The following is an 11,051-nucleotide window of genomic DNA, read 5'->3' as shown; positions in this document are numbered from 1 at the left end:
CTACACGCTGCTTCGCGACGCCGTGCTCGTCCGTGATGCGCAGTTTAACGGCCAGGACTCGATTGAATACGACGGCGCGATGGCAAAAGTCAAGTCGCTGCAAAATGTCGGCAAGGCGTTTGTAACCGGAATTGATCTGCATGCCAAGGTGCATGTCAGTCACAATGTCACTGCGGCAACACAACTCTCCGCCGCTCAAGGACGCGACACCGAAAGTGAAATGCCGCTCCGTCCCGTTCCTCCATTATTCGGTCAAACCAGCGTCATCTATGAAGCGAAGCAATGGACGGGTGAACTCTACGCGCGTTACAATGCATGGAAGCAGTTGGACGATATTCCCGTTGCTGGCGGAGAAGTCACCGTTTACACCGATGACGGCGTGCCCTCGTGGTGGACGCTGAACCTGCGCGGTGATGTTCGCATCGTCGAGCATCTTGAGCTTGTTGCGTCACTTGAAAATATTCTCGACCTGCACTATCGTCCCTATGGTTCCGGCGTCAGCGCCCCGGGACGCAATCTGATAGTGAGTTTGAGGGCTGAGTTGTAGAGCTTTCTAATTTCACATTTCCTGTTTCATGTTTTCTCCAAACCGGTGGGTCCCGAAAGGAGATGGTGTATGTGGTGGTTTATTGCTCTGTTGTTTTCGTGAGTTTTGTTCGGTCGCCCACCCACCATTTGCCTTGCTAAGTTCCAAAGTTATCACTTTTGCACAATATGTCCAAAACTGACCGACATTTTGACCAATGCAATTTCTGCAAACAGTTTGAAGTGCCTTTGCCCTCGCTTTCTCAGCTTTCTATTGGGTCGTCCGAAGTCCGCACCCCTGTCCGTTTATGTAATAATTGTGGAGCAAGATTCGCTGACGAGGCTTCACTTCCGAACCTGGACCTTAGCAGTTCCAAGTCCCGCGACACCTATCTGACGGAATTCCTTCGCAAGAAGAGTCCAACATCTGTGGAGAGTCTACGAGCGAGGCTTTGTTACTACATAAAGGGCGATGTTAATTCTGCGGCGATCTTGCTTGCCGAGGACATAATATCGAGAGTCGATGGCCACCTACGGACCACTCCTCCGGTGATGCCGCCTCCACAAGCACCGACACGACCTCCAATAGTTCCATCTGAAGTGACCGAAGAAGATTTGCGCAAACAGCTTAACGCAGCACTCAAGTCAATTGTTTCGATTCATGATTCATGGAAGTATCGTCAAGAGTGGTTTGTAAGCCACAAGAATGAAATAGGCAGGATTCGCGATTTCGTAAAGAAGTATGACGAAGAGACACTCTACGACCTTGCCCAGATTCGGTTCGATAGAGATTCGCCATTCTCGCATGTTTACGACCGTTATGACTTCGTACGGTTCATCGAGTTCTACTTTTTGTACCCGTACGGCCACTATATTGCTACAGACATTTTTGATGAAAGTTTCTTTGGCTCGCCACAAGCGTTTGCAGAGTTAGCAGAGTCTTTGGATTTCGACGAAAAGCTTGGAGTCTTCTTCAGCCTTATTGCAATGGCGTTGCGTTGGGAGGACTCTTTTGTTGACATGGAGACATGTTTGCGAGGCATGTTTTATCTTTTGTTATCAATTCAAGCTGATCGGGCAAATGGAGATGTTGCGCAATTGGGTGCGGAGTCGGTGCGTGATTCTCTAATCGATCTGAGCGCGTTTGAGTTTGACTCTTTGATATGGTTGTTTTTGTCCTTACAGCTTTCTACATACTGGGCCACGGATGGCTTTGAATTAGTGCATTCAAGATTCAAGGATCTAACAACGCACTTTGATGTCTTTGCAAGACGACTTGTGCAGGATCATGGGGAGAGTCTATCGTCTAAAACAAAGCACTTTTTTCAAGAGACATCAAAATTTTCTGTACTGCTGCGAGGTTTAGAGGACTCAGATGACTCTGTGGGCATTACAAGGGAGCGTGTCTTTGCTGAATTTGAAGCTAACTACACACTCGATGAGAATCTGAATCGATATCTCATGTGCCTAAGTGTCCCGAGCGCAAAGAGACCAAGAAGTGGCGTGAAGTCGAGCCATGAGCTGATTACTGAAATTCTGACTATGAAAGTTACTCCGATAGCAATTAGTGACTTCACCGATGCGCTTTTTGCTTGCTCGACTGACAAGTGCAAAGAGACTTTTAGGTCACATGCAAGAGAACTTGCCATCAAGTATCAAAACGGTAACCTAGCTGACGCACGTCCGTTGACGTATGATATTCAAAGAGCATTTCCAGAGCTCGTCGAAGTTGATGTCAACCGTCATCTGGAGGCGTTGAAGTTGTTCGGTAAGGCCGAGTTTGTCGAATTGTATCGGTCCGTTCCTCCATCGACAGGACCAATGGTATTCTTAGAAATGGAGATTGGGCACCGCTTGAAATGCGTTGAATTGCGGATGAAGTCACTTCTTGCTATGTTTCAGGTAGCTGGTTTCGGAAACAAGATAGAGAGGCAAGAAGCATTCTGGAATGAAAGTGGTGAACGTCTTGTTGTCTGGAATAAGGCAAAGAGTTTGATGTCAGATGAGCGGAAAGCTTCGCCTTCTCTAAGAAGGGGTATTGATGCAGCGTTTCCATTTGAGTACCTGTATTTCAGCGAATTATGGTGGTGTCTAAGTGGTGAAATTGTTGTCCGTAAGCTAAATGGTGACAAAGGAACTAAGACGAAGTTTTCTTCCATCTTTCGGCCAATTGATAAAGTGCTGAAACGAAAAGCATACACTTATACAGATCTCGGTAATTTTATCTGCGATCTTCGCAATAGTTGGGCGCATGGACGAGGACTAAGTGGAGATCCGGATACCATTCGTGGAAAGCTTCGTGAATTTGAAGATCTGATCGGTGAATTAGATGAAGCTGTCCGAACTACTCGCAAATAGTCTCGTTGTAAATACTCAAAAAATTCTATACATTCAATAAATAACAACAGCTTACCGGGCCGGGAACCAAACTCATTGCCCATGCGTTCAATGAGTACGCCTACTCCCCTCCCGCCGGACCAAGCCCTTGTGAAATAAGGTGCACCCCCGAAAACTATCTTCCATTTTATCAAATACAACCGTTCCGCCAATTGTTAGCGTTTTACACAGAAACAGTCGTTTAGGACGGCCTTTTCGATTCTCAATTTTCATTTCCTATTTCTAATTTCAAATCAGCTATGCCAAAAATTCTACTCAACGACGGGATTGACGCCCTTGCCGCTGAAGCCCTGATCTCGTCGGGCTTCGACATTGACACCAAGCATTACGACGGCGACGAACTGTTCGCCAAAGTCGCGACCGTGGACGCACTCACCGTGCGCTCCGCTACCAAAGTCACCAAAGACGTCATTGACGCCGCGAAGAATCTGAAGATCATCGTGCGCGGCGGAGTCGGTGTCGATAACATCGATGTTGCCTACGCCGAATCCAAAGGCGTCGTCGTGCGTAACACGCCCGCCGCATCTTCAACATCCGTGGCAGAATGCGCCATCGGGTTGATGTTCAGCATCGCCCGCGCAATCCCTGCTGCCAACGCTTCCATGAAGAACGGCGAATGGGACAAGAAATCGTTCTCCAAAGGTATCGAACTCGAAGGCAAAACACTCGGCATCATCGGCATGGGACGTATTGGCACTCGTGTTGCCGAAAAGGCCGCAAGTCTCGGCATGCGCGTCATCATGGGCTATGACAAGTTCCCAGAAAAGGTCAAGGTCAAAGGCTTTCAACTGCGCGAACTCAATGAAGTCTTCGAAGAGTCCGACATCATCTCCGTGCATATTCCAAAATCAAAAGATGAACCCTCACTCATCGGCGCGAAGGAAATCGCTATGATGAAATCCGGCGTAATTCTCATCAACACCGCGCGCGGCGGCGTAATTGACGAAGAAGCGTTGCTGGCGGCTCTGAATAGTGGTCACGTATACGGAGCCGGTATCGATGTTTGGGTCGGCGAACCCAAACCGCGCCAGGACTTGGTTACACATCCGCGTGTCGTCGCCCTGCCGCACATCGGCGCACAGACCATCGAAGGTCAAGGCCGCGTTGGTGACGAAGTTGCCGAAATCCTAAAAGACTTCTTTCATAAGTAGAGTTTACTTGCTTTAGGCATCCTCTCTGCTTACTTTGATAGAGTGGGCCCCGCCGTTCGACACCTTACAACAGGTGCAGGACGATGGCATCCACTTGCCGACATAACTCTCTGTCTTTGTTGCACTTTCTGACAAAGGTGCAGTGTGTGCTATGTGTCCCAGCTGACAAGAGGAAACCTATGTTTATTAAAGCCTTCCATCGCGGACTCTCTCCTCGGTGGAAGGTTTTTGCTTTTCCCAACATAGGAGCTTCCTCATGACCCGCATCGCGCTCGCTCTCCTTATATATGCCTCTCTGGCCTGGGGGCAGAATTGGGAATATTCAAGTGCCACATTGGAGCCGCAGCCTGATATCGGAGCACATTCGCAGTTTCACATTCTGGCGTATGACTCTGGCCGGACGGCTTTTGCCTGCGGTATGGATTGGGACTGGGAAATCGCCGGCGTGTATGATTCACTTGGCCAAAGGCTGTGGTGCCAGTGCAGTGATTACGTTTTCATTGAGTCTGCCCGCGCTTACGCACTTGAACTGATCGCGAAGCCCGGCGGTTTTATGGCGCTTCACTACTATTGGGCGCCAAACTTCTGGGGTCCCTCGCGTGCCTTTGGCCGCAAGTACGGCGGTGCCGGACCGCTTTATCAAACGGTTAATCTGTACGACAGCGCGTCGGCGATTGCTGCTACTTATTACGGTGGCGATTGCATCTTCCTTTGTGCAAGCACGACAAATGTAGAGAGGTTCTTTATCGCCGGTGCAACGGACGAGGAAAATACTTGGACGTTATCGCTGTGGACGGAGAATTTCCACGATGAGCCGTGGGCCTTTTGCTTGGCCACAGGACAAGGCGTCGCATATGCGGGGAGACGGTATATAAACAACATGGAGTTTTACGAGTTCACAGTCGTTGGCGCGAACGGTACCGATGTCGATAACTGGCCGATTGACATGGATTCACTCACCGCCGAGATAGTTATGTGCGCTGATCCGCAACAAGGTTTCTGGGCAATCAGCGTTCGACATACGGAAGGCGAAGAGGATGAGATGTTGTTTTATCGATCCGTGTCGAACAGCTATTACAGCCAAATTCTGAATTTTACTGTACCACCGATGGAGTTCGGTGTCGTGCCGTCAATTCATGCCGTGCCTTACGGAGATGGTGCGCTAGTCGCAGGCGAGGCCAGCGTCGCCGGAACGCCTTGTCTGTTCACTGCTGCGATATCAGCAAGTGGACTGATTTGGTTAGATACGTTGATGGGCCACACGCGCATCCTTGATCTTTCCCCCTTTGCCAATGGCTTTACGGCTGCGGTTCGTACCGATGACAGTGGCCCCGTCGAGTTGCTTCGCGCACATGAAACATCGAGCACCACGCCGCACTTTTACCCGTTCACACCGAATGCGTTCGCTCTTTCCGCCTACCCCAACCCCTTCAACGCGCAAACAACCATCACGTTTGAGTTGGCGCGCGCGGGGGATGTGACGCTGAAACTTTTTGATGTGTTGGGAAGAGAAATCGAGACACTGCTCAACGAGCCGCTTGCCGCCGGAACGCATGCGCACAACTTTACTGCGTCTCAATTGCCGAGCGGCGTCTATTTTGTCAAGTTGTCGGCAAACTCAGTGACAGCCACTCACAAATTACTTCTGTTGAAATAGCATCCTTGTTAATTCTACCCGGGAGAACAACCATGCTGAAGCTCATTCTCGCACTGCTGCTTGTCACTACGCAACTTTCGGCCATGGAAAACTACTTTTGGCTGACGCATTCGGAGCGCTCGCTCGCGTTCCCAGGTGATATTCTGCGGTTCTTCGGGCGCGACACCCTGTGGGGACCCGTGCATTCGAACGGTTGGATTGCCACACAAAACGTCGGCGGACTGCCTGTCGCAATAGGTCCCGTCAGCACGGCTATGTCGGGTTTCGCGCCCGGCAGTCCCAATCCTCCCATGCAGTTTCTCGGCGGCGCGCCGGAGTTTAACGCCGGTGATATTGTCTTTCCCGATTCGCTCACCTATTTGCGAGAAACGGCTCTTGAGCAAGGAACATATATTTATGAACCACTCCATGAATGGTATTGCATCGTGCTGGACTCCATTGCCCGTTTCTACTACTATCCCCTCGGCACTGAACGAGATACGACAACTGCGGAGTATTTCGACATCCAGCTCGATTCCTTCCGCCGTGTGATTTTCGTGGACGGCAAGCTCGATATTCGCGGAATTCTCGCCGCCCGCGGCCATCAATTGCACCTCGGCTGTAGTCAGGATATTCGCATCGTGGACAACATCATGATTCGCAATACCAATATGCAGAACGGAACGCTTCCCGATGGCGCCGACTCGCGCATTGCTCTGGCCTCTGAGCAGGGCATCTACATCGCCAACACGTGGGAGAACGGCCGCGAAAACCGCGCGCAAGGTTCGGACGTCGTGATTACCGCGTTCCTGTTTGCAATGGGTACGCATTTCCAAATGGAGCAGATGAACGACGTTGGCGACCCGTATATCGGTCCGTCACCTGATGAACGCGGCAACATCGTGCTCACCGGCGGTATCACGCAGTACCATCGCGGCTACGTGCATCGCAGTAATCGCGGAGGTTCAGGCTACAACAAAATTTATCACTATGACGCGCGCAACCGATTGTGGCGCACGGGAGTCTTCGAACCGATTGACCCGCTCGAAGAGGATTGGGTGTCGCCCGTTGACAACCCTCTTTTCCCGGCACAGTTCACTTTGAGCGTCGCGCCCAATCCGTTCAACGTCAGCACGACGATTCGCTTTACACTGCCGCAAATGCAATCTGTGCGTGCGCGAGTGTATGACGTACAGGGCCGCGAAGTGATGCAGCTTGCTGATAGGCAATATCCCGCCGGAAGCCACGTCTTGCAATTTAACGGCGAGTCGCTCGCGTCCGGCGTGTACTTCCTGCGCCTTGAAACACTTGGGCAAATCGAAACAAGGAAACTCATGCTTATCAAATAGCTGAGTGGCAAGAGCCGCCAAGCGGTTGCCTATTTGTGCAAATATCCGTATCTTTCACCCCGTGCTAATCGCCTATCTGGCCCTGCTCGGGGTGACGTTTTTCTGGGGCTTCACCTTCCCCATCGTGCAGTGGTCGCTCGACGACTGCTCGCCGATACTGTTCGTTGCACTCAGGTTTACTCTTGCGGCGCTGCTTTTCCCGCTCTTCTTCGGCAGGAAATCGTTCTCCTTGAATCCGCAGCTTGTCAAGCGCGGACTCGTGCTCGGGTTATTCCTTTGCGGCGGTTACATCTTTCAAACCATCGGACTGAAGTACACTACCTCCGCGCGCGCCGGATTCATCACCGCGCTCTATGTCCCCTTCACTCCGGTCCTCGCCTGGCTGCTCTTTCGCGCAAGAATCCGCAAGCGCATGTGGCTCGCCGCAGCCATCGCTTTTGTCGGTATACTCGTTCTGTCACTGCCCGAATCACTTGTGGACGGCAAACCCGTACTCGAACAGATGGCGCTGAATCGCGGCGATAAACTGATTCTTGTTTGCGCGTTCTGCTATGCGATGCACATCCTGTTTATCAACCGCTGGTCGAACGCCGCAAGCGAACTGCCGCTGTCGTGGCTGCAGATTCTCGGAACCGGACTTATCGCCGGCGCGTTACTTCCTGTGGAACGGCTGCACTTTGACCTCACACGCGAGCTTGCCGTCGCGCTGTTTTTCACAGCCATTCCAGCCTCTGTCATCGCCATCTGGGCCATGATGAAGTTTCAACCCCGTGTCCCCGTCACCGGTGCGGCTATCGTCTATTCCATGGAGCCCGTCACCGCCGCGCTCGCCGCGTGGACCTTACAGGACCACATTCCGCCAAACATAACTATCATCGGCGCGGCCTGTATTCTCGTCGCCATGCTCGTCGCCTCAACCATTCAAGAACCGGAAGTCCCCCGTACATGATTGTGCGCTCGTTTTGTATTCTGCTGTTGTTGTTTACATTTGTCTCTGCAAGACCCCGTGTTGTTGTCGAACGCGACTCCACATTGATGCAGCAGCAGCAACCGAACTACTTCCCGCCGACGGATTCTTCCGGTCCGCGTATGGTCATTGATCCCGGCGCGATGATTTACCAGATGAAGGTGGACTCGATTAACAAAGTTGCCGAAGAGAAAATCCGCGAGCAAATTATCGCACTCGAGAAAAATTTCGAGGATCCCGAATTCGAAGAAAAGGTCGGACGGGTTATCGGCACAATTGTCATGGAGCAGCAGATGGCTTTGCTCGATTTGCAAATCAGCCGCGCGATTTCGTTGCAGGACACTTTGCTGATGATGGGCATGCAAGTCGGTTTGGCTGAACTGTTGAAGAAGTATCCCGAGCTGGAGTATGAGCTCTTGAATCTCGACAAGCGGATCGCCAAAGAGTTTCAGATGATCTACGAACACTCGACCAAGTAACCAAACACGAAATGATTGAATCACCATCCCCTTTCGCAAAACCACATCCCGGCCTCAGAGTCAAAGAGTATCAAGCCGTTGTCCCACGTCCCACCGCTGAGCAGGTCGCCCGCTTTCCCCAGGAGGCCACCGAACTGCTCGACCGCATTTGGACTCGCCACAACGAACTGATTCCCTATGGTCAATACGGTCTCGATTGGATTCGCGGACGGCATTTCGTGCTCGCCGGAGCGACCGGTCCCGGACTCGGCGGAGCCATCGAGAGCGCGGTGCGCCGTTTCACTGCAGTGGATGGCAGCGTCACTGTGCTCGCGCGAGACCTGTCGCGCTCGGTGGGTTTTGAGATGGGAAAACAGATGGTCACACGCGCGCAAAACATGGGGTTCGGCTCGCGCTATCATCTCTCCAATGACGGCATGGCACTCGAAGGCCCCGCATTTGATTGGGTGCTGCAATCACTCAAGGAAGCCGGCGCGAAGGAAGTTATCTACATCAACTGCGTCGCCGCCGCGATGGCCGGAATGCTCCCCGACATGCCGCCGATTTATGTCAAGGACGTTGACGAAGAAGGTTTGTTTCAGTACAAGCTCGGCTACCTGACCGATCAGCAAATTGAGAACACGCGCCACATCATGGGACGCATGGCGGTCGAGTTTCCGCAAAGACTTGCCGAAGCGGGAATCAAAGTGCGCGTCACCGGATTTATTGATTGGCGCGGCAGTCTTGATGTTATCAGCCGCGATCCCGAGAGCGTGTTTTACGGTCGTCAAGGTCCGTATTCCACAAGTCTCTATCTGCCCAAAGAATTTTTACAAGCCGAGACGATTAAAGCATACGGCCATGGTCGCATCGTGCTGGACTTATTCTTGCCTGTGATGCGCACACGCGCGCTGGGGTTTATTCCCGGCGCGATTCCGCAGTCCTACATTTTTGAGAAGATGATGAAGATGTCGGGCATTCGCATGCGTGATGTTCCCGAACTCGCGCTCGGCACGCTCGATCACATTGGCCGCGCACTTTCCGGCGGAACATACAATCCCTTCCCGCGTTTGGATGAACACGAAATCCCGCTCGAAGAGTGGTATTGGCAAATCGTCCAGCGCCTTTGCGACGAGCCCGACAGCGAGTTCTACTGGAAAAAGTGGATCGAGATGTAATCGCCGTTTGCGCTGGCGCGATAGAATAATAAAAGCCCGAGGTGATTGCCTCGGGCTTTTTCTTATTCCTCTTTCAACCTCTGTGCATTTCCTCCAACTTCAGTTTTCCCCGCAATTCCGCCTCAATTCGTCCGATTTTGTTTGTGTATTTTTTCACTATTATCTCATTTGCGGAATCAATACATTGTCTTTACATACTATCGTAAACAATTAAGAGCATAGCCACGCCATGGAACTCGACTATTTCCTGACTGAAGACCAGCTCGCCCTGCGCGATCTTGCCCGCAAAATCGCCGAAGAAAAAATCCGCCCCGTTGCCGCGCAATACGACCGCGATGGAACATTTCCGTGGGACATCGTCAAGATTTTCGCCGAATCCGGCTTGTTCGGAATCGTCATTCCCGAAGAGCACGGCGGCCTCGGTATGGGTGTATTTGAACTCGCCATTGTCACCGAAGAACTCTCCAAAGCGTGCGGCGGTATCACGCTCGCACTCGCGGCATCCGCGCTCGGTACATTCCCGATCCTCTTGAGCGCGAACGAAGAACAGCAGAAGCGTTACTTACCTGAACTCGCAGAAGGAAAATATCTCGCGGCGTTCGGCTTGACTGAACCCAACGCAGGTTCTGATGCAGGCTCGATGAGAACACGCGCAGTGCGTGACGGCGATGACTACATTTTGAACGGCACAAAAATCTTCATCACCAACGGCGGCGTGGCGCATCTCTACACCGTGATTGCAGTCACCGATCCCACCAAAGGGTCGCGCGGCACCACCGCCTTTATCGTGCAGGACGATTACCCCGGTTTTAAGGTCGGCAAGCACGAAGACAAAATGGGTATTCGCGCTTCGGCCACCAATGAAATCGTCTTCGAAGATTGCCGTGTTCCCGCCGCCAACCGTATCGGCCGCGAAGGTGAGGGCTTTATCGTCGCCATGAAAACTTTGGACAAGTCACGTCCCGGCGTCGCCGCACAAGCGTTAGGCATCGCGCAAGGCGCGTTTGATCTGGCCGTGGATTATGCCAAGAACCGTGTGCAGTTCGGGCACCCGATTCTGAACTTGCAAGCGATTCAATTCATGCTTGCGGACATGGCAACATCTATTGAATCCGCTCGCGCACTGCTTTACGCCACCGCGCGCCACATTGACAAAGGCAGCAAAGACATCGGCCGCTACAGCGCGATGAGCAAGCTCTACGCATCCGACACGGCTATGAAAGTCACCACCGACGCCGTGCAAATTTTCGGCGGCTACGGCTTTATGCGTGATTATCCGATTGAAAAATACATGCGCGATGCGAAGATTACGCAAATTTACGAAGGCACCAATCAGATTCAGCGCTCGGTTATCGGGCATTCGCTTGTCAAAGGCTGACCATCTCCTTCA

Annotated in this window: 9 protein-coding genes; all 9 read left to right on the top strand. The window is 52.0% G+C overall.

Features of this window, described 5'->3' with window-relative positions; translation table 11 throughout:
- A partial coding sequence (locus HUU59_13240) for a TonB-dependent receptor (protein NUO20404.1) occupies positions 1 to 547 on the top strand: 547 nt, incomplete at its 5' end.
- A gap of 578 nt (positions 548 to 1,125) precedes the next feature.
- Positions 1,126 to 2,883 carry a hypothetical protein gene (locus HUU59_13235; protein ID NUO20403.1) on the top strand — a complete coding sequence of 586 codons (1,758 nt, stop codon included), beginning with the start codon at positions 1,126 to 1,128 and terminating at the stop codon, positions 2,881 to 2,883.
- 278 nt (positions 2,884 to 3,161) lie between these two features.
- Positions 3,162 to 4,073 carry a D-2-hydroxyacid dehydrogenase gene (locus tag HUU59_13230; GenBank protein ID NUO20402.1) on the top strand — a complete coding sequence of 304 codons (912 nt, stop codon included), beginning with the start codon at positions 3,162 to 3,164 and terminating at the stop codon, positions 4,071 to 4,073.
- 256 nt (positions 4,074 to 4,329) lie between these two features.
- Positions 4,330 to 5,730 (top strand): T9SS type A sorting domain-containing protein, encoded by a 1,401-nt coding sequence (locus tag HUU59_13225; GenBank protein NUO20401.1) that lies wholly within the window; start codon positions 4,330 to 4,332, stop codon positions 5,728 to 5,730.
- Between the two features lie 32 nt (positions 5,731 to 5,762).
- Positions 5,763 to 7,058, top strand: coding sequence for a T9SS type A sorting domain-containing protein (locus HUU59_13220; GenBank protein NUO20400.1), 1,296 nt, complete (start codon positions 5,763 to 5,765; stop codon positions 7,056 to 7,058).
- 4 nt (positions 7,059 to 7,062) lie between these two features.
- Positions 7,063 to 8,007: a DMT family transporter gene (locus HUU59_13215; protein NUO20399.1), complete on the top strand. Its 945-nt coding sequence runs from the start codon at positions 7,063 to 7,065 to the stop codon at positions 8,005 to 8,007.
- Positions 8,004 to 8,504: a hypothetical protein gene (locus HUU59_13210; GenBank protein NUO20398.1), complete on the top strand. Its 501-nt coding sequence runs from the start codon at positions 8,004 to 8,006 to the stop codon at positions 8,502 to 8,504. The genes HUU59_13215 and HUU59_13210 overlap by 4 nt, the downstream gene beginning before the upstream one ends.
- Before the next feature lie 11 nt (positions 8,505 to 8,515).
- Positions 8,516 to 9,661: a hypothetical protein gene (locus tag HUU59_13205; protein ID NUO20397.1), complete on the top strand. Its 1,146-nt coding sequence runs from the start codon at positions 8,516 to 8,518 to the stop codon at positions 9,659 to 9,661.
- Between the two features lie 229 nt (positions 9,662 to 9,890).
- The gene (locus HUU59_13200; protein ID NUO20396.1) at positions 9,891 to 11,039 is read left to right on the top strand and encodes an acyl-CoA dehydrogenase family protein; all 1,149 of its coding nucleotides are present in this window, start codon (positions 9,891 to 9,893) and stop codon (positions 11,037 to 11,039) included.
- Positions 11,040 to 11,051: the final 12 nt, after the last annotated feature.

It is taken from the genome of bacterium (assembly GCA_013360195.1).
Lineage (GTDB): Bacteria > Electryoneota > RPQS01 > RPQS01 > RPQS01 > JABWCQ01.
Note: the sequence above shows the minus strand (reverse complement) of the source record. Positions and strands in the feature narration are given on the sequence as shown.

What these genes read in the sequence shown, in the direction of transcription:
- HUU59_13220 (NUO20400.1), top strand. Translation starts at nt 5,763, where the DNA reads ATGCTGAAGCTCATTCTCGCACTGCTGCTTGTCACTACGCAACTTTCG.
- HUU59_13230 (NUO20402.1), top strand. Translation starts at nt 3,162, where the DNA reads ATGCCAAAAATTCTACTCAACGACGGGATTGACGCCCTTGCCGCTGAA.
- HUU59_13210 (NUO20398.1), top strand. Translation starts at nt 8,004, where the DNA reads ATGATTGTGCGCTCGTTTTGTATTCTGCTGTTGTTGTTTACATTTGTC.
- HUU59_13225 (NUO20401.1), top strand. Translation starts at nt 4,330, where the DNA reads ATGACCCGCATCGCGCTCGCTCTCCTTATATATGCCTCTCTGGCCTGG.
- HUU59_13205 (NUO20397.1), top strand. Translation starts at nt 8,516, where the DNA reads ATGATTGAATCACCATCCCCTTTCGCAAAACCACATCCCGGCCTCAGA.
- HUU59_13200 (NUO20396.1), top strand. Translation starts at nt 9,891, where the DNA reads ATGGAACTCGACTATTTCCTGACTGAAGACCAGCTCGCCCTGCGCGAT.